The 17775-nt window shown below is 64.6% G+C and carries 16 protein-coding genes, 2 tRNA genes, 1 other RNA gene and 1 pseudogene; 10 read left to right on the top strand and 10 right to left on the bottom strand.

The window, feature by feature from the left end; all coding sequences use genetic code 11:
• Positions 1 to 66 precede the first annotated feature (66 nt).
• Complete coding sequence (gene aceE / locus GUY37_RS09600) at positions 67 to 2829, bottom strand: pyruvate dehydrogenase (acetyl-transferring), homodimeric type (RefSeq protein ID WP_152346518.1); 2763 nt, start codon at positions 2827 to 2829, stop codon at positions 67 to 69.
• A gap of 294 nt (positions 2830 to 3123) precedes the next feature.
• Between aceE and GUY37_RS09595 the strand changes: the two genes are divergently transcribed.
• From GUY37_RS09595 to GUY37_RS09585, 3 genes are read left to right on the top strand one after another with little or no spacing between them, the layout of a single operon-like run.
• Positions 3124 to 3567 (top strand): DUF3052 domain-containing protein, encoded by a 444-nt coding sequence (locus tag GUY37_RS09595; protein WP_152346517.1) that lies wholly within the window; start codon positions 3124 to 3126, stop codon positions 3565 to 3567.
• A complete protein-coding gene (locus GUY37_RS09590) occupies positions 3564 to 4034 on the top strand; it encodes a redoxin domain-containing protein (protein WP_166824954.1) in 471 nt (156 codons plus the stop codon). The genes GUY37_RS09595 and GUY37_RS09590 overlap by 4 nt, the downstream gene beginning before the upstream one ends.
• A 60-nt stretch (positions 4035 to 4094) precedes the next feature.
• Positions 4095 to 4499 (top strand): HIT family protein, encoded by a 405-nt coding sequence (locus GUY37_RS09585; protein WP_152346515.1) that lies wholly within the window; start codon positions 4095 to 4097, stop codon positions 4497 to 4499.
• A gap of 26 nt (positions 4500 to 4525) precedes the next feature.
• Here GUY37_RS09585 and GUY37_RS09580 read toward each other — a convergent pair whose 3' ends face one another.
• Positions 4526 to 5287, bottom strand: coding sequence for a MerR family transcriptional regulator (locus GUY37_RS09580; protein WP_166824951.1), 762 nt, complete (start codon positions 5285 to 5287; stop codon positions 4526 to 4528).
• 43 nt (positions 5288 to 5330) lie between these two features.
• Complete coding sequence (locus tag GUY37_RS09575) at positions 5331 to 6512, bottom strand: trans-sulfuration enzyme family protein (RefSeq protein ID WP_166824948.1); 1182 nt, start codon at positions 6510 to 6512, stop codon at positions 5331 to 5333.
• Between the two features lie 109 nt (positions 6513 to 6621).
• On the opposite strand from GUY37_RS09575, the gene GUY37_RS09570 reads away from it, so the two are divergent.
• Together GUY37_RS09570 and GUY37_RS09565 are read left to right on the top strand one after the other, a co-directional pair.
• Positions 6622 to 7098, top strand: coding sequence for an Lrp/AsnC family transcriptional regulator (locus GUY37_RS09570; protein ID WP_152346512.1), 477 nt, complete (start codon positions 6622 to 6624; stop codon positions 7096 to 7098).
• Between the two features lie 124 nt (positions 7099 to 7222).
• The gene (locus tag GUY37_RS09565) at positions 7223 to 7651 is read left to right on the top strand and encodes a DUF1801 domain-containing protein (protein WP_166824945.1); all 429 of its coding nucleotides are present in this window, start codon (positions 7223 to 7225) and stop codon (positions 7649 to 7651) included.
• A gap of 59 nt (positions 7652 to 7710) precedes the next feature.
• Here GUY37_RS09565 and GUY37_RS09560 read toward each other — a convergent pair whose 3' ends face one another.
• The 3 genes from GUY37_RS09560 to GUY37_RS09550 form a co-directional block, all read right to left on the bottom strand.
• Positions 7711 to 8301, bottom strand: coding sequence for a DUF2249 domain-containing protein (locus tag GUY37_RS09560; RefSeq protein ID WP_166824943.1), 591 nt, complete (start codon positions 8299 to 8301; stop codon positions 7711 to 7713).
• Positions 8302 to 8460: 159 nt separating this feature from the next.
• A tRNA-Val gene (locus GUY37_RS09555) sits at positions 8461 to 8534 on the bottom strand.
• Between the two features lie 94 nt (positions 8535 to 8628).
• A complete protein-coding gene (locus GUY37_RS09550; RefSeq protein ID WP_166824940.1) occupies positions 8629 to 9126 on the bottom strand; it encodes a TetR family transcriptional regulator in 498 nt (165 codons plus the stop codon).
• Between the two features lie 82 nt (positions 9127 to 9208).
• Here GUY37_RS09550 and GUY37_RS09545 point away from each other — a divergent pair.
• Positions 9209 to 9285: transfer RNA gene (locus GUY37_RS09545), tRNA-Pro, on the top strand.
• A gap of 258 nt (positions 9286 to 9543) precedes the next feature.
• Here GUY37_RS09545 and GUY37_RS09540 read toward each other — a convergent pair.
• Positions 9544 to 10983 (bottom strand): uracil-xanthine permease family protein, encoded by a 1440-nt coding sequence (locus GUY37_RS09540; RefSeq protein WP_228278126.1) that lies wholly within the window; start codon positions 10981 to 10983, stop codon positions 9544 to 9546.
• Positions 10984 to 11213: 230 nt separating this feature from the next.
• Here GUY37_RS09540 and bioB point away from each other — a divergent pair.
• Positions 11214 to 12270: pseudogene (bioB, locus tag GUY37_RS09535) on the top strand (biotin synthase BioB).
• A gap of 23 nt (positions 12271 to 12293) precedes the next feature.
• On the opposite strand, the gene GUY37_RS09530 reads toward bioB, so the two are convergent.
• Positions 12294 to 13835 carry a fatty acyl-CoA synthetase gene (locus GUY37_RS09530; protein WP_166824937.1) on the bottom strand — a complete coding sequence of 514 codons (1542 nt, stop codon included), beginning with the start codon at positions 13833 to 13835 and terminating at the stop codon, positions 12294 to 12296.
• Between the two features lie 128 nt (positions 13836 to 13963).
• Between GUY37_RS09530 and GUY37_RS09525 the strand changes: the two genes are divergently transcribed.
• The gene (locus GUY37_RS09525) at positions 13964 to 14818 is read left to right on the top strand and encodes a Nif3-like dinuclear metal center hexameric protein (protein WP_166824934.1); all 855 of its coding nucleotides are present in this window, start codon (positions 13964 to 13966) and stop codon (positions 14816 to 14818) included.
• Positions 14819 to 14832: 14 nt separating this feature from the next.
• Positions 14833 to 15561: a zinc ribbon domain-containing protein gene (locus GUY37_RS09520; RefSeq protein ID WP_166824915.1), complete on the top strand. Its 729-nt coding sequence runs from the start codon at positions 14833 to 14835 to the stop codon at positions 15559 to 15561.
• A gap of 40 nt (positions 15562 to 15601) precedes the next feature.
• Here GUY37_RS09520 and GUY37_RS09515 read toward each other — a convergent pair whose 3' ends face one another.
• A complete protein-coding gene (locus GUY37_RS09515; protein WP_166824912.1) occupies positions 15602 to 16378 on the bottom strand; it encodes a YaaA family protein in 777 nt (258 codons plus the stop codon).
• 142 nt (positions 16379 to 16520) lie between these two features.
• Here GUY37_RS09515 and rnpB point away from each other — a divergent pair.
• An RNA gene (rnpB, locus tag GUY37_RS09510) (RNase P RNA component class A) lies at positions 16521 to 16884 on the top strand.
• Between the two features lie 57 nt (positions 16885 to 16941).
• On the opposite strand, the gene ppgK is transcribed toward rnpB, so the two are convergent.
• A complete protein-coding gene (gene ppgK, locus GUY37_RS09505; protein ID WP_166824909.1) occupies positions 16942 to 17775 on the bottom strand; it encodes a polyphosphate--glucose phosphotransferase in 834 nt (277 codons plus the stop codon).

The following is a 17775-nucleotide window of genomic DNA, read 5'->3' as shown; positions in this document are numbered from 1 at the left end:
AAACCGACAAATATGGCCGGAATCTTGGGGACTCCGGCCATATCAGCGCTCAGGGTGGGCGCGAGATCAGGCGCCTGCACCCTCGGTCGAACCCGAGCTGCCGGCACGGACATCGTCGAGCTGGTACTTCTGCGCCGCCTCGGTGGCCTTGTCGATCGAGATCTTTCCGGTGTCGGCCAGCGAGATGAGTGCCTGGGTGACCACGGACGGCCCATCGACGAGGTAGTAGCGACGTGCCGCCGGACGGGTATCCGAGATTCCGTAGCCGTCGGTTCCCAGCGAAGTGAAGTGGCTGGGCACGTACTGACGGATCTGGTCGGGAACTGCGCGCATGTAATCCGAGGTCGCGATGATCGGTCCCTCGGTCTCGGCCATCTTCTCGGTCACATAGGGCACACGCGGTTCGGCCTGAGGATTCTTCAGGCGCTCGTTCTCGGCATCCATTCCGTCGCGGCGCAGCTCTGTCCACGAGGTCACCGACCACACATCGGCCGAGACTCCCCAGTCCTGATCGAGCAGCTCCTGAGCCTCCAGCACCCACGGCACACCGACACCGGAAGCCATGAGCTGGACCTTCGGCCCGCCGTTGTCGGGCCCCTTCTTCAGCAGGTAGAGACCCTTGAGCACGCCGTCGACGTCGAGGTCCTCCGGCTCGGCCGGCTGCACCATCGGCTCGTTGTACATCGTGATGTAGTAGAGCACATCGGGGTCGCGCTCATCGGCGGGGTCGTACATCCGGTGGATGCCGTCCTTGACGATGTGTGCGATCTCATAGCTGTAGGCCGGGTCGTAGGAGACCACGGACGGGTATGTCGAGGCCAGCACATGCGAGTGTCCGTCGCCGTGCTGGAGACCTTCGGCAACCAGGGTGGTGCGTCCGGCGGTGGCGCCGAGGACGAATCCGCGAGCCATCTGGTCGCCGGCGGCCCAGAAGAAGTCGCCGGTCCGCTGGAAGCCGAACATCGAATAGAAGATGTAGAACGGGATCATCGGCTCGCCGTGCGTGGCATACGAGGTGCCGACTGCGGTCAGTGCCGCGGTCGCTCCGGCCTCGTTGATGCCGACGTGGAGCAGCTGACCGTCCGTGGCTTCCTTGTAGGCGAGGAACAGGTCGCGGTCGACGGAGACGTAGTTCTGCCCGTGCGGGTTGTAGATCTTCGCCGTCGGGAAGAAGGAGTCCATGCCGAAGGTGCGAGCCTCATCGGGGATGATCGGCACGATCCGGTGACCGAACTCCTTCTCCCGCATGAGGTCCTTGAGCACGCGCACGAAGCCCATCGTGGTGGCGATCGCCTGTTTGCCCGATCCGCGGCGGCCGGCCTGGTAGGCCTTGTCGGAGGGCATCTTGAGATCGATATGGGCGGATCGGCGTTCGGGGGAGTACCCGCCGAGCTCAGAGCGGCGCTCCTGCATGTACTTGATCTCGGGGGCGTCGACTCCCGGGTGGTAGTACGGAGGCAGCTGCGGGTTGTCCTCGAGCTGCTTGTCCGAGATCGGGATCTGGAAGTGGTCACGGGCGAGCTTGAGGTCGTCGACCGTGAGCTTCTTCATCTGGTGCGTGGCGTTGCGGGCCTCGAAGTGAGGTCCGAGCGAGTAGCCCTTGACGGTCTTGACGAGGATGACTGTCGGCTGACCGGTGTGCGCCATCGCGGCCTTGTAGGCGGCGAAGACCTTGCGGTAGTCGTGACCGCCGCGCTTGAGGTTCCAGATCTGCTCGTCGCTGTAGTCCTCGACCATTGCCTTCGTCCGCGGGTCGCGGCCGAAGAAGTTGTCGCGGACGAACCCACCGGACTCGCCCTTGTAGGTCTGATAGTCACCGTCGGGGGTGGCGTTCATCAGGTTGACGAGCGCACCGTCGCGGTCCTTGGCCAGGAGTGCGTCCCATTCACGTCCCCAGACGACCTTGATGACGTTCCAGCCGGCGCCCCGGAAGTACGACTCGAGCTCCTGCATGATCTTGCCGTTGCCGCGAACCGGTCCGTCGAGGCGCTGCAGGTTGCAGTTGATGACGAAGTTGAGGTTGTCGAGCTCTTCGAAAGCGGCCACGTGGAGCATTCCGCGGCTCTCGGGCTCGTCGAGCTCACCGTCACCGAGGAAGGCCCAGGTCTGCTGCTGCGAGGTGTCCTTGATGCCGCGGTTGTGCAGGTACTTGTCGAACTGCGCCTGCGCGATCGCGTTCATCGGTCCCAGACCCATCGACACCGTCGGGTGTTCCCAGAAGTCGGGCAGCTGGTGCGGGTGCGGATAGGACGGCAGTCCCTGCGGCTTGCCGTCGATGAAGTGCGACTGCTGCTGGCGGAAGCCGTCGAGCTGATCGGCGCTCATCCGGCCTTCGAGATAGGCGCGGGCGTACATGCCGGGGGAGGCATGGCCCTGGTAGAAGATGTGGTCGCCGCCGCCGGGGTGGTCCTTGCCGCGGAAGAAGTGGTTGAGGCCCACCTCGTAGAGAGTCGCCGAGGAGGCGTAGGTGGAGATATGGCCACCGACCTCGACGCCGGGGCGCTGTGCACGGTGGACGAGCATGGCGGCATTCCAGCGGTTCCAGCGGCGGTAGCGGCGTTCGACCTCTTCATCGCCGGGGAACCAGGGTTCGTTCTCCGGGCCGATGGTGTTGACGTAGTCGGTGGCGGTGAGGCTGGGCACGCCGATCTGCTTCTGGCGTGAGCGCTCGAGCATGCGCAGCATGACATAGCGTGCTCGAGACCGACCGCCCTCATCGATGAGGCCATCGAGGGAGGCCAGCCATTCAGCGGTCTCCTCCGGGTCGATGTCGGGCACCTGGCTGGGCAGCCCGTTGAGGATGGGCCCGCCCTGATTCCGATTGTCCACGATGTGGTCCTCTCTTCAGCTCCACGATCTTCTTTGGTGTAGAGATCATGTCCATCGGATGGTGTGTCCTCCGCAGGTTGTCTGAGCCCAGGGTCCACCCGATACACCTGTCAGCCTAGTACGGGCAGACAGAGTTCGCGCTCCCGCGAAGTTGTGATCTCTCTGACGAATGTGCCCTGTCGAGCGGACCTGGTCACGGGCCGGTGAGCTGATTGAGTGTTGTTTGAGTGCGCTTGCCGCGCGCGGACGCGCCGATATTTGCACCTTGACCACTGTTGGCGGAACAATACAGGCATGAGCAACTCCGCTTCTGAAAGGACATCCTCCACTTCGACCCTCGCAAACGAGCTGGGACACAACCTCGGCTTGAACAAGGGCGACTATGTGCAAGAGGTCGGTTATGACGACGACGTCGATCAGGCACTCTGCGAGGCGATCGAGAACATCATCGGTGACAAGATCGCCGACGGCGAAGAGGATGATGTCTACGACGTGATCCTCATGTGGTGGCGGTCGGACGACGATGATCTCATCGACGGCCTCGTCGACGCCCAGACCACTCTGAAGGAGGGCGGAGTCGTGTGGCTGCTCAGTCCGAAGGCGAATCGCCCGGGACACATCAGCCCCGCTGACATCTCCGAAGCGGCGCCCACCGCCGGTATGCACGTGACCTCGACGGTCAGTGCCGCCGAGGACTGGGCCGGATTCCGGCTCGTGGGCAAGAAGAACTATTCATGATCCTGCGGCCCGGTGACCGGGCCCCGGATCTCAGCCTTCCCGATCATCTCGGATCGGTCTTCACCCTCACCGAGGCGGCCCCGCGTGCCGCTGTCGTGCTCGCATTCGTTCCGTTCGCCTTCTCTCCGATCTGCGGAGACGAACTCGCCGCCCTCGACGGATGGCAGGAGCGGATGCGGCAGGGTTCCCATGCCGTCGATGTGATCGTCGTATCCACGGATTCCAAATACACTTTGGCCGCGTGGGCTCAGCAGGCGGGCACCGCCGTCATCCTGGCCTCGGACTTCTGGCCTCACGGCGGCGCCGCACGTGCGTTCGGTGTCTTCGATGAGATCCACGGAGTCGCCGAACGAGGAGTCTTCGTCATCTCACCTGCGGGTACGATCATGAGTGGCAGGCAGGTCACCCGCACCGAGACTCGGGACTTCTCCGAGGATTTCGCCGCGGCGCTGTCCTGCCTCGGATAATCGAGCCGCAACCGAAGTGCCGATCGACGGCGACTTCGGAGATTGTTGAGGAGGACTCAAATGGCCACGCTGTTCACGAAGATCATCAACGGAGAGATCCCAGGCACCTTCGTCCATCAGGATGACGAGTGCGTCGCTATCCTCGATGTCTCTCCGATGACGGAAGGCCACGTCATGGTCGTTCCGCGAGAGGAGATCTCTCACTGGGTCGACGCTGATGCCGATCTTCTCGCCCACCTCACTGCAGTGGCGAAGAAGATCGGCCAAGCCCAGAAGCGGGCCTTCGACTGCGAGCGCATCGGGCTCCTCATCGTCGGCTACGAGGTGCCCCACCTGCACATCCATGTGCTGCCGACCAACTCGATGGATGATTTCGACATCTCCGACCGTGCGCCCATGCAGACGCCCGAGCAGCTGGAGGCGCCTGCCGAGAAGATCCGACAGGCACTCTCCGAACTGTCCTGAATCGGTCAGCGCCGACTCCGACCGCCTCAGAGGCTGTGGGCCTCGAGGCGGCGGTCGAGAGCGTCCCTGACCAGTTCGGCCACGGCGCTGCCGCCGAAGTTCGCGCCGAATCGCGGATCGTCGACATACAACTGTCCGAGGCCGCGCACATAGCCTGCGAGGTCTCCCTCGGGATCATGGGCAGGGGTGCCCGGAACCGCCCTCAGCCATTCGATATGCCGTCGGGCGAGTTCCTGGCAGCGGTCCGATTCGGGCCGTGCCCCCGCCTCGGCGGCGGCGATCCAGTCCTCGGCGAGCGCGGAGAAGTCGGCTTTCCATTCCAGCTTCTGCTCGGGGGTCTTCCGGGACCACCATTCGTCTCCCCGTCTGTAGGCGTCGCCACCCCAACGCCTGGTCACTTCCTCTTCGTGTGCGCGGTGGTCGAAACCATCGAACATCTCTTCAGCCATGAGCGGCTCACCTGCTCTCAATCGTGTGATGGTGGCGGTGACGGCGGCGAGCTGTCGGTCGAGTCGGTCTCTCTCGCGTCCGAGCGAGACCCTATGCTGCGACAGTGCCTCGACCGGATCGTCTGTCCGATCGAGCACCTCGGCGATCGTCGTCAGCGGCAGACCCAGCTCCTTGAGCAGCAAGATGCGCTGGAGGCGCACAAGAGCCGCTTCGTCGTAGCAGCGGTAGCCGTTGGCGGCGATGGTCGTGGGTGGCAGCAGACCGATTGCGTCATAGTGACGCAGGGTTCGGCTCGTCGTTCCCGTCAGCCGTGCTGTTTCCTGGATGGACCAGTCCATGCCTGACAGCTTAGAAGTTGACGCTACGTCAGGGTCAAGGATCTCAGGCTGCTTCGCGGATGGCGTCCAGGGCCGTGAACAGGTCACGTGCGAGGTCGTCGACATGTTCGAGGCCGACCGATAGGCGGACGAGGCCGTCTCCGGGCTTCGCGGTGGCCGCCACGGGTCGGTGGGTGAGTGAGGCCGGGTGCTGGATGAGCGTATCGGCACCGCCGAGCGAGACGGCGTGGACGATGAGGTCGCAGTGTTCGACGAAGGTCCGGGCGGCTTCGAACCCTCCGGCGAGTTCGAGGGCGATCATCGCCCCGCCGCCGTGCATCTGCGAACCGACCAGCCCGCGAGGGTCGGAATCGGCGAGCCCGGGGTAGTGGACGCGGGCGACCTCCGGGCGCGTCTGGAGCCGGCGAGCGAGTTCGCCGGCGGTGTCCTGGGCCGCGCGCATCCGCACAGCCAGAGTCCGCAGTCCGCGGTGGAGGAGATAGGCGCCCATCGGGTGCAGGAGGGCTCCGGTGATGGAGCGGACGCGGCGCAGACGCATAGTCCATTCGCTGTTCGTCGCGATGATTCCGCCCATCGCATCGCCGTGACCGCCGAGGTACTTCGTGGCGCTGTGCAGGACCAGCGCGGCCCCGTGATCGATCGGGCGCTGGAGCACGGGGGTGCAGAAGGTGTTGTCGACGAGGACCGGCACGTCTCCTGCTGCCGAGACGACGGCCTCGATGTCGACGAGGTCGAGGCTGGGGTTCGCCGGTGTCTCGATGATGACGAGCCCTGTGTCCTGTCTGATGGTCGAGGCGATCTCGGTCTCTTTCGCCCAGCTCACCGAGGTGCCGAGCAGACCGGATTCGAGAAGGTGGTCGCTGCCTCCGTAGAGGGGCCGGACGGCGACGATATGGGGAGTGCCGGCCTCGACCGCGGCGAGGAGTGCGGCGGTCATGGCGGCCATTCCGGTGGCGAACGCGACGGCACCGTCTGCGTTCTCCAATTCGGCGAGCGCGGATTCGAAACGCGCCACGCCGGGCTGCCACAGCCGCTGGTAGACAGGGGAGTCTCCGTCTTTCAAGGAGTGTCCGCCGGCGAGGCTTTCGTAGGACTCTCCGCCCGTGCGGACGTCATTGACCGGGTTGGTGGTGGAGAGGTCGATCGCGGGAACGTGGACGCCTGCCTCCGCGAGGCCGTCCATCCCGCCGTGGACCATTCGGGTCTCGGGGTGCATAGGTGTCATAGCCGTATTCAATACACTTCTCCCGGCCTGCGCAATGATTTCCAAATCACCTGCGATGATCTGAGAACTTCTGGGAGAGTCTGCGATCAGTTATGGGAGACTGTGACTCATGTCGCAGAATGTCTCACTCGATGGCACCGATCGGCGCCTGCTTCAGGAACTCAACGTCGACGCGCGTGCCTCGGGAGCCGCCCTCGCCGCGGCCGTCGGGATCTCGGAATCGACGGTCTCCCTGCGTCTCAGACGACTGAAGACGCTGGGTGTCATCCGCGGCTTCCATATCGATGTCGATCCGGCCGCGCTGGGTGTGGGGCTGCAGGCGCTCGTGTCGATTCGCCTGGCCAAGCATGATCGGGCCGAGATCGACGCGTTCACCGCGGCTGCACCGAAGTTCCCGGGAGTGGTGCGGATGTACCACATGGCCGGAGCCGACGACTATCTGCTGCATATCGTCGCCACCGACACCGCGGCGGTGCAGTCCTTCGTGCTCGACTATCTCACTCGGTATCCTGCCGTGGCGCATACGCGCACGAATCTCATCTATCGGGTCGAGGACGGTTCTGCCTGGATTCCCGAGGAATCCTGAACCCCGCAGTCTCGATTCACGCGCACTGAGCCGCGCACCGGCTGCGCGGATGCCTTGGATGCCTTCGGCGAAGAGATCGTCGCGGCTCTATCCGGTTGACTGTCAACGCTGACATACTGATCTCATGGCAGAGAACAAGACCCAGCCGACCGATGCCGATGTCTCCGCATACCTCGATTCTGTGGCTCCCGAGAAGCGCCGCGAGGACGGGTTCGGCCTCGACGCGATCTTCCGCGAGGTCACCGGCGAGGAACCCGTGATGTGGGGTCCCTCGATCGTCGGCTACGGTCGGTACCGCTATCGGTCGCCGGTGAACCCGCGCAATCACGGTGAGTGGCCGGCGACGGGATTCTCCCCGCGCAAGACCCAGCTCTCGCTGTACGGTCTCAAGGACCTGCCCGCGGGGGCGAAGCTGCTCCCGCAGCTCGGGAAGTACACCGAGGGTGCCGGCTGCGTCTATGTGCGTCGACTCGAGAACATCGACGAGGCGGTGCTGCGCAGACTCATCGCGATCGCCGCAGCCCGCCCCGACGATCCTGAACCCGGCAGCTGATCACAGACCCTGGCCAGGAGGTCTGAGCGCGACCTCGGCGGCCGGAGTCGTCACTGCGGTCAGGGCCGGGCTGTGATGCTCAGTCCCTGTTTGCGTTGATGGACGGAGAAGTACTGCAGTCCCGCCTCGGCGTCTGCGAGGAAGCGACGGCGGGAGCGTCGGGGCAGCCACACGATCTGCCCGGGGGACAGGTCGATCGTTCCCGTTTCGATCTCCAGGGTGCCTGCGCCGGCGAGGACATGGATGAGGACGTCGAGGGGCGGACCGGTGTGCTCGCGGATCTCCCCGCCGGGAGCCAGCGCGATGACGTTCGCGTCGAGATCGCGCTGCCGGCTCGGCAGCTGCCAGACGGACCCGGAATCCTCTACGGGGTCGCTGAGCTCGGCGACGTCGAGGACGACGCGAGGCGCAGGGGTGGACGCACGGCGGATGATGCGCACTCGGACCTCATCCTCGGTGCTCTCGAGCGGTTCCCATCCCACTGCATCGGCGAACTCTCGGACCATCTCCACACGCAGACCTTCGGGGACGTGATCGTTGATGAGGACCAGACCGGCGCCGACGTCAAGTTCCTGATATGTCCTGATGATGAGCGGATGGCGCTCCGGCTTCGGAACGGTCCGGACGTCGATGACGGGTTCAACTGCCACAGCGGCCCCTCTCAGTCGTTTCGATGGCTCTTCATCGAAACTATCACCGGGGCGATGACTGTGGTCCTGCGAGGAGACGCGAAGCGGACAGCCGCCATCGGCGTAACCTCAGTCGAGGTATGAAAGAAGGCACCCCGTTTCTGCGGGATGCCCTGACGGTGGGCCCAGAGGGACTCGAACCCCCGACCCTCTCGGTGTAAACGAGATGCTCTAGCCAACTGAGCTATAGGCCCCACCTGCGTCGTCGAAGACTCCGACAGCGCTCGATCAGTATGTCATACCCCAGGGTGAGCCGCGAAACGGGAATGCCGGCGATCACAGCGTCGGTCAGCGCTGTGTCCGGGCCGACCGGAGCAGGTGTGCCGCATTCGCCGCGAAATTCTCTGCCGCATCTGCGGGGTCGACCTCGAAGAGTCTCCGGTTCTGCTCGACGGCGACGGCTCCGAGCGTGAGCGTGAGGATGCCTTGAGAGAGTTCGGCGCCCAGACGGTCGGCCGTCAGCGCCTGCGGGGTGACTTCTGCCGGGTCGATCGAATAGCCCAGCAGCATGATCTCGGCGCCGTCACGGTATTTCAGCAGCACCTCCCGCAGGGACATGGCCGCTGCGAGGGGGTCGGCGGCACCGGGGCAGAGAGTGTCGACTTCGGCCTTGAGGCTGCGCGAAATGAGGATGAGAAGAGACTGCTTGTCCTTGACATGCCAGTACAGCGCCGAGGGCTGAACCTCGAGTTCACGGGCGAGTCGGCGCATGGACAGGTCGCCGAGACCGTAACGCGAAAGGATGTCCAATGCAGTGGTGGTGATGCTTTCGGCTGTCAGTGCCAATGAGACATACCTTTCATTCTTCTAAAGCGGCCCGTCCCGATTTTTCAGATCGCGTTCCCATCGCTATAGTAGTTCCTGGTCACGGGATATAGCGCAGCTTGGTAGCGCGCCTCGTTCGGGACGAGGAGGTCGTGGGTTCGAATCCCGCTATCCCGACCAAGGGAAAGTGCCGCAGCATCGCTCAGGCGAGGCTGCGGCACTTCTGCATCTGCGGCCCGCCGTCCCCGCACGTCACGGCCCTGAAACCTGCTGTCCAGACCGTCTCCGGGGCCGCGGTGCAGACAGACTCCTCTGTCTCACAGCACCACCGTCATCACATTCCGAACAGATACTCAGGCCATAGCCCGATGGCTGGTTCGGCACGTGATGACGATGCGCCCAGAAGATGATGACGGTGCATGCCGCCGCGATTCGCTCTCAGGAAGGCGAGCCAGGCTCCCGGGGTACGGCATCGACTCCGGTGGGCTCATCTCCGTCGCTGGAGTCGGAGCGGCGGGCCGCCTCGGCGAAGTTCTCGGCAACGAGGTCGGGATCCGTACCGCGCCACCGGGCGATCGCCTTCATGACCTGATAGACGATGATCGCCGAGGCGGTGCCCAGGGCGATGCCCTCGAACTGCAGTCCGCCCGGCGTCCAGGTGAAGTTCGCGATGGCGACGATGAGCGAGACCGCGGCGGTGTTGAGATTGATCGGGTTGGAGAAGTCGACCTTGTTCTCCACCCAGATCCGAACGCCGAGCATTCCGATCATTCCGTAGAGCACGGTCGCCGCGCCGCCGAGGACGCCGGGAGGGATCGTGGCGATGATCTCGCCGAACTTCGGCAGCATGCTGAGGATGAGCGCGATGACAGCCGCGCACAGGTAGGCGGCGGTGGAGAAGATGCGGGTCGCGGCCATGACGCCGATGTTCTCGGCATAGGTCGTCGTTCCGGAACCGCCTCCGGACCCGGCGAGGATCGTGGAGAAGCCGTCGGCGAAGAGAGTGCGGCCGGTCAGTCTGTCGAGGTCGCGGCCGGTCATTGCGGCGACCGACTTCACGTGACCGATGTTCTCGGCGATGAGGACGAGGACGACGGGCAGGAAGAGTCCGAGGTAGCCGAGATCGAAGGCCGGAGCGTGGAATGCGGGCAGCCCCACCCAGTCCGCCTCCGTGACTGTGGAGAAGTCGAGCTCGCCCTGCAGCCATGCCGCGCCGTATCCGACGAGGACGCCGATGAGGATCGAGAGCCTGCCGAGCATTCCGCGGAAGAGCACCGTGGTCAGCAGGATGGCGACGATCGTGATCACGGCCGTCAGGGGAGCCGCCTTGACCCAGTCCCATGCGGCCGGGGCCAGGTTGAGGCCGATGAGTGCCACGATGGCGCCGGTGACGACTGGCGGCATGGTCACCTCGATCCACCGGACGCCGACGAAGTGGACGACGAGGCCGACCAGCGCAAGGGTGACTCCCACGGAGATGATTCCGCCTTGAGCCAGCGCCATCGCGTGCGGTTCGAGCTCCTCCCCGGCGGTTGCCGAGAACCCCGTGACGGCGCCGATCGGAGCGAGCAGACCGAACGACGACCCGAGATAGGAGGGCATCATGCCCTTCGTGATGAGCAGGAAGAGCAACGTCCCGATGGCGGTGAAGAACAGCGTCGTCGACGGCGGGAATCCGGTGAGCAGCGGGACGAGGAACGTGGCTCCGAACATCGCTACGACATGCTGAGCGCCGATGCTGATGGTCCGCGGCCAGCTCAGGCGTTCCTCGGGCAGAACCTTTTCACCGGAGGCGATCGTCCGCCCGTCCCCGTGCAGACGCCAGCCACGACGGCTGCCTGTTCTGTCCTGAGCGTCCGTCTGTGCCGAATCCGCCATTGTGCTCCTCGTTCCGTTCGTCCCCGTGCCGGGCCCGAACCCGGGACCGGACAGGGGCCCGTGCCATCGGAAGAATTCTATGCTCCAGGTCACCGCTGCGCCGACTCGGTCACCGCTCGGCATGCGACGACATTGCGACCAGGGCCCGAAGAGGAGAGCAGAATCACACCTCTGATACAGTGTTGAACAGTGTTCAGGATTGTTGACCTGGGCAGACTCTCAACACGTTCATTTCCGCAGATTCAAAGGACCATTCGACTGTGAACCCTGACCGACTTGTCGACTCCATCCTCGGCGGAGGCGCGATCACCGAAGCCGAGGCGCTGACGCTGCTGTCCACACCCGACACGGACCTCCTCACCCTCGTCAACGCCGGGTCACGACTGCGCAGGGAGCACTTCGGGATGACGATCAAGCTCAACTACCTCGTCAACCTCAAGTCGGGAATGTGCCCGGAGAGCTGCACCTGCTGCTCTCAGTCGCTGGGGTCGAAAGCCGAGATCCTCAGATACTCGTGGCTGAGCATCGAGGGGGCCATGGATCAGGCGGGCAAGGGCATCGACGGGGGAGCCTCCCGCGTCTGCCTCGTCGCCAGCGGTCGCGGACCCAGCCGCCGTGACGTCGATCGCGTCGGTGCCATCGTCGAACGTCTCAAGGATGAGAATCCGGAGGTCGAGGTGTGCGCGTGCCTGGGCATCCTCAAGAACGGTCAAGCCGAAACGCTGAAAGGGGCAGGAGCCGATGCCTACAACCACAACATCAACACCTCCGAATCCTTCCACGACAACATTGTCAGGACCCACAGCTACGACGACCGGACCAACACCGTCGAACTCGCCAAATCGGCGGGACTCTCACCCTGCAGCGGGCTCATCGTCGGCCTCGGCGAAAGCGATGAGCAGATCGTCGAGGCGCTCTTCGCCCTGAAGGAGCTCGAATCCGACTCGATCCCGATCAACTTCCTCGTCCCCTTCGACGGCACGATTCGTCTGCCCCGACCGCGAGATCCGCCTGGCCGGCGGCCGCGAGATCCATCTCAAGTCCCTGCAGCCGATGGCGCTGCACCTGGCGAATTCGATCTCCCTCGGCGACTACCTCACCGCCGAAGGTCAGGCCGCTGCCGACGACCTCGCCATGATCCGCGACAACGGCTTCACGATCCTCGGCCGGGACGGCGAATGCGCGAAGGCTCGTGATTCTGAATCTCAGCGCGCCGAGGCGGCCGACCACCGCGATCCCATCATCCGCAGGCGAGGCGCCGGCACCGCTCAGGTCGCGAACGCCTGAGCAGGTGAGCGCACCCGACGGACTCAGGTCTCGCGCAGGCTGCGCTTGAGGATCTTCCCTGCCGAGTTCTTCGGCAGCTCGGCCACGAACTCCACCCGCTTCGGGACCTTGAAGCCGGCCAGGCGATTCTTCACCTGCGCGACGACGTCCTCGGCCGAGAGCGGCGGTTGGCCGTCCTTGAGCACGACGAATGCCGAGATCGCCTCGATCCACTTCTCGTCGGCGATTCCGACCACGGCCACCTCGGCGACCTGGGGCAGCTCGAAGATCGCATCCTCCACCTGCCGACTGGCCACCAGCACACCACCGGTGTTGATCGCGTCTTTGACTCGGTCGACGACCTCGATGAATCCGGCATCGTCGACCTTGACCAGGTCGCCGGAATGGAACCAGCCATCCTCGAACGCCTCTGCGGTGGCCTCCGGACGATTCCAATAGCCTTCGCACAGCTGCGGCGAGCGATAGAGGATCTCTCCCTCTTCACCGGGCCCGACATCGCTGCCTGCGGAATCGACGACACGGGTTTCGACGAACATGACCGGACGACCGGCCGAGCCCGGATGATCGTCATGCTCCTCGGGGCGCAGCACCGAGCACAGCGGTCCGAGCTCGGACTGTCCGAAGCAGTTGAAGAATCCCAACTGAGGCAGCCGGGTGCGCAGGCGGTCGAGGATCGGCCCGGGCATGATCGAGGCACCGTAGTAGGCCTTGCGGAGGTTGTCGAGATTGCGGGTCTCGAGATCGGGGCTGTTGGCCAGGGCCACCCAGACGGTGGGCGCGGCGAAGAACGAATTGATCTTGCGTTCTTCGAAGATGGCCAGCAGCTGCTCGGGAACCGGTGCCGGAACGATGATGTTGTGCGCCCCGATCGACAGCAGAGGCAGCAGGAAGACGTGCATCTGGGCCGAATGATAGAGGGGGAGCGCATGGACGGCACGGTCAGTCGCAGCGAAGTCGAGTGACATGAGGGATGACAGGTACTCGTGCAGAAGGGCACGATGCGTCATCACCGCTCCCTTGGGCGCCGAGGTGGTGCCAGAGGTATAGAGCAGCTGCGCGACATCCGTGTCGTCGACGGAGAACTCTGCGGTCCCGGCAGGGGCGATCGAATCGGACGTGGCGACCGGAACCAGAGCGGCGAAGTCGATCACCTGCGCCCCGGCTCCGGTCGGAGTCGAGGTGACAGCCGACATGAGGTCGGCATCGGCGAAGACGATCTCGGCGCCGGAGTTGCTGAGGATGTAGTCGAGCTCGTCGTTCTTCAGCTGATAGTTCACCGGCACATGGACGAACCCGGCGCGGGCGCAGCCGAGGTAGAGGAGGGCGAAGAGATCGGAGTTCTTTCCATAGGCGGCGACCCGGTCGCCCTTCGCCACGCCGAGACGGTCGAGTTCGCGGGCCACCGCAGTCACGGCAGCGTCGAGTTGTGCATAGGTCCAGATCCGGTCGGCGAACTCGAGGGCCGTGTCGGAGGGGAAGCGACCGGCACTGCGGCGGATGAGATCGGAGACCGTGGACGAATTTCCGATGGCGGGTGAGTCGGAGGAGGTGCGTGCAGTTGTCATGGTCCTAATATATGAGCGAAATCACGTTCGTCGAAAATCGTCCGCCGATCTCTGCCTCGCCCTCGGCATGGTCGCGGCCACCGCGATGCAGGCCATGGTCGCCGGCCCCGATGTAATAGTGTGGGGGCATGAGACATCCGAAGGTGAGCGACTGCGTTGAGGTCTTCGACTCGCTGTGGCCGCCGGCCCTGGCCGAGTCCTGGGACTCCGTGGGATTGGCGGTCGGTGACCCCGACGCCGAGGTCCGTTCGATCCTCTTGGCACTGGACCCGATGGACGCTGTGATCGCCGAGGCTGTCGTCCTTGGTGCGGATCTGGTGTTCAACCATCATCCGCTCATGCTCAAACCCGTGAAGTCGGTCAACGCCGCAACGCTGAAGGGCGGGGCCGTGCACACGCTCATCAGCAACGATATTGCGTTGTTCAACGCGCACACGAACGCCGATTCGGCTCGCGGCGGAGTCTCGGAAGTGCTCATCTCACTCATGGGCATCGAGGATGCGCAGCCCTTGGCTGCGCACAGCCTTGCTGACGGACCGGACACCGACTCCCAGCCGACGGGGATCGGTCGCGTCGGCGATCTTGATCATCCCACCCCTGTCCGAGACTTGGCCAGACGCTTGGCCGCTCACCTGCCGCGCACCACGACCGGGGTGCGCATCGCAGGCGACCCGGCAGCGCCAGTGACCCGCGTGGCCGTCTGCGGCGGCGCCGGTGATTCGCTCTTCGACGAGGTCCGAGCCAGCGGGGCCGACGTGTATGTGACTGCCGACCTGCGCCACCACCCCGCCACAGAGGCGCTCGACACTGCGAATCGCCGGGAGAGCGGGCTCTCGCTCATCGACGTCTCCCACTGGGCGTCGGAGACGGTGTGGCTCACTGCGGCGGCCGAAGCGCTGGAAGCCGAATTCGCCGCACGCGGGTTCACCGTCTCGCTGCAGCACTCGGCGGTCAACACCGACCCCTGGGTCGAACGCTACTGACGAGGAGACCGACGATGCTCATCACCGACAGCCAGAGAACGGCACTTCAGACCCTCATCGAGCTCACCGCCCACGGACGTGCTCTGCGGTTCGAACACGACAATCCGAAGCGGGCCGAAGAGCTACAGGAGCTCATCACCCGCCACAAGGAGCTCGGAGAGAAGCGGACCGAAGCCGCCGCAGTCGCCGAGGGCCACCAGCAGGCCATCGCCGAAGCGACCGAACTCATCGAAGCACAGCGGGCGAAGATCGAGAAGAAGACCGCCGAACTCAACGACGGCACCGGCCTGACGAGCCGAGACATGGTGAATCTGCAGGAGGAGATCGCCGGTCACGAAGCTCGGGTCTCCGAGATCGAGGAGTCACAGCTGGAGGAGATGGAACACCTCGAGGCCGCCGAAGCCGAGCTTTCGGCAGTCGATGATCGGATCGCCGACGTCACGGCCTCCGGCAAAGAGGTGCAGACCGCGGTGAAGGACCGGAAGGCCGAACTGCGTGACCTCATCGCCGACAACGAATCCGCTGCGGCAGGTCCGAGAAGCGAAATGCCGCAGCAGCTGCTCACGGCATTCGATGCCAATGTCCGGCAGGGCGGGCCCGGAGCCGCGCTGCTCAACGGGCCGAACTGTCAGGCGTGCGGGCAGGAGATCGGCGGGGCCGCATGGCATGGGATGCTCGGAGCCGATGTCAACGAAACCTATGAGTGCGAGGAGTGCGAAGCGGTGCTCCTGCGCCGCAGCTGAACTCGATTCAGCCGATCGCCGTTCGCCTCCGGAGGACAGGTCAGTCCCGGAGGACGATCATGAGGTTCGCCGGTTTCGATTTCGTCGGTGCGGTGAACTCGACCTCGTAGAACTCTTCGGCCCGCGCCAGGAGCCCCTCGGCAGTCTCCGGCAGAGGACGGTCGTCGGAGAGCAGCCGACCGGCGAACTCACCCCTGTAGAACTTCGCCCAATGGGAGACGACACGACGCTTTCCGTCACTGACGGACACGGCGCCCATGGTGACGACCTGATCGTTGGGTCCCGGCCACACTGAACGGTAATCGCTCGAACGGCAGTCGAGGGCCACCTCGGCGGAGTCGAGGGAACACGACTTCGCCAGAATCGGCTTCCAATAGGACGTCAGCTTTCCCAGGGTCCCCAGATCGGTCTTCATCGCCAGACGATAAGCGGGGATCTCATCGAGTCCGTGGACTCGACCGAACAGGGCCGAGAAGACGTGGACGTCGTGGAGGCGTTCGCGCAGAGTCTCGTCCCGTTCCGCACGAGCCACCAGCTCGCCGGCGCCCATTGCCTCGTAGAGGACCCCGGAGTAGGTGAGCAGAGCGGGAGCGCAGGGGATCTCATCGAGAACCGTGTTCCGTTCGACGTCCTCTGCCAGTGACGCTCCGACACCGAGCTTCTCGAGGGCATCCCGACGCTTCGAGACCTTCTTCAGTGCGGACAGGACCCGCTTGCGTTTCGCGGTGAGTTCCGGAGCCGAGAGTCTGTCGAGGTCGAGGGAGGGGCCGGTTGACGACGGAGTCTTGCCCTCGGAGGGCGGCAGCAGGATCTTCACCACCCCATCGTATGATCACCGACTGAGCCGGTTCGGACCCGGTGCGGATGAGGTTCATCACGTTCGGCGCATGGGCGCCGCGGCACCACAGGCCCTGCGTGGATCGCAGCTTAGCTGAGCGACTACACTGGGATGCTTGAGGACAGGTCACCAGGCGGTCGCGGCCGATTTCGGCTGAGGAACGTCCGGGCTCCACAGAGCAGGGATGGTGGGTAACACCCACCCGGGGCGACCCGCGGGCCAGTGCAACAGAAAGCAGACCGCCCAGTTCCGACTGGGTAAGGGTGAAACGGTGGTGTAAGAGACCACCAGAGCGGCGGGTGACCGTCGCTGCTGGGTAAACCCCATCCGGAGCAAGATCAGACAGACGACGTTCGAGGCTGCTCGCCGAGTCGTCGGGTGGATTGCTAGAGGCCGGTGGCAACATCGGTCCCAGATAGATGACCGTCAGGCGAGAAGGGCGACCGACTCGTCGACAGAACCCGGCTTATCGGTGGCCTGTCCTCACCCTCGCCCTCCACGCCCTCAAGAGGCGCTCGACCTCTCAGGACCGGCTGCGGCCTTCATGATCGGCTGCGGCGGACCTTCGCCTTTCCGCCGTTGACCGCGATCATCGCTGCGCCGACGATTCCGGCGTTGTTGTACAGTTTCGCCGGTTTGAGTTTGGCTCGCGTCCTGATGAGCGGCAGGAACTGGTCATGGGACTTCGAGACACCGCCGCCGACGATGATGACATCCGGGGCGACGAGCAGTTCGATCATCGAATAGTACTGCTGCAGCCGGGCCGCCCATTCGGGATAGGTCAGTCCCAGTCGGGTCCTGACCGATTCCGCGGCCTGCGTCTCGGCATCGGCGCCATTCATCTCGATATGACCGAGCTCGGTGTAGGGAACCAACCGGCCCTGAGTGAACAGGGCGGTTCCGATTCCCGTGCCCAGCGTCGTCAGCAGCACCGTCTTCTTCCGGTGTCTGCGACCGGCGCCGAAGATCATCTCGGCCAGGCCGGCCGCATCCGCATCGTTGAGGAAATACACCGTGCGGCCGGTGCTCTGCCTGATGATCTCGGCGATGGGCGAACCGATCCAACTCTGATCGAGGTTCGCTGTGTATTCGACACGTCCCTCGCGGATGACTCCGGGAAACCCGCAGCCGACGGGCAGGGAGTCCAGATCCGCACGATCGGTGACGAGCTCGAGCTCGAGGGCGCGCGCGCTCAGCGCATCCAGCAGCGTGGCGATCGTCGCGGCCACCGCATCGGGGGTGCTCGGTTTCGGGGTGAGCTCGCGCAGCCGCTTGAACGGCAGCTTTCCCGTGACCGTATCGACGAGCGCCGCTTTGATCCCGGTCCCTCCGATGTCGATGCCGATCGCAAACCGTGGGGAGGTCTCCGCGCTCAT

The organism is Brevibacterium limosum (genome assembly GCF_011617705.1).
GTDB lineage: Bacteria > Actinomycetota > Actinomycetes > Actinomycetales > Brevibacteriaceae > Brevibacterium > Brevibacterium limosum.
The sequence above is the reverse complement of the archived record's forward strand: the minus strand, read 5'-3'. Positions and strand labels throughout refer to the sequence as shown.

Coding starts and splice junctions, on each gene's coding strand:
- GUY37_RS09595 (WP_152346517.1), top strand. CDS start 3,124: ATGAGCAACTCCGCTTCTGAAAGGACATCCTCCACTTCGACCCTCGCA.
- GUY37_RS09590 (WP_166824954.1), top strand. CDS start 3,564: ATGATCCTGCGGCCCGGTGACCGGGCCCCGGATCTCAGCCTTCCCGAT.
- GUY37_RS09585 (WP_152346515.1), top strand. CDS start 4,095: ATGGCCACGCTGTTCACGAAGATCATCAACGGAGAGATCCCAGGCACC.
- GUY37_RS09580 (WP_166824951.1), bottom strand. CDS start 5,287: ATGGACTGGTCCATCCAGGAAACAGCACGGCTGACGGGAACGACGAGC.
- GUY37_RS09575 (WP_166824948.1), bottom strand. CDS start 6,512: ATGACACCTATGCACCCCGAGACCCGAATGGTCCACGGCGGGATGGAC.
- GUY37_RS09570 (WP_152346512.1), top strand. CDS start 6,622: ATGTCGCAGAATGTCTCACTCGATGGCACCGATCGGCGCCTGCTTCAG.
- GUY37_RS09565 (WP_166824945.1), top strand. CDS start 7,223: ATGGCAGAGAACAAGACCCAGCCGACCGATGCCGATGTCTCCGCATAC.
- GUY37_RS09540 (WP_228278126.1), bottom strand. CDS start 10,983: ATGGCGGATTCGGCACAGACGGACGCTCAGGACAGAACAGGCAGCCGT.
- GUY37_RS09530 (WP_166824937.1), bottom strand. CDS start 13,835: ATGACAACTGCACGCACCTCCTCCGACTCACCCGCCATCGGAAATTCG.
- GUY37_RS09525 (WP_166824934.1), top strand. CDS start 13,964: ATGAGACATCCGAAGGTGAGCGACTGCGTTGAGGTCTTCGACTCGCTG.
- GUY37_RS09520 (WP_166824915.1), top strand. CDS start 14,833: ATGCTCATCACCGACAGCCAGAGAACGGCACTTCAGACCCTCATCGAG.
- ppgK (WP_166824909.1), bottom strand. CDS start 17,775: ATGAGCGCGGAGACCTCCCCACGGTTTGCGATCGGCATCGACATCGGA.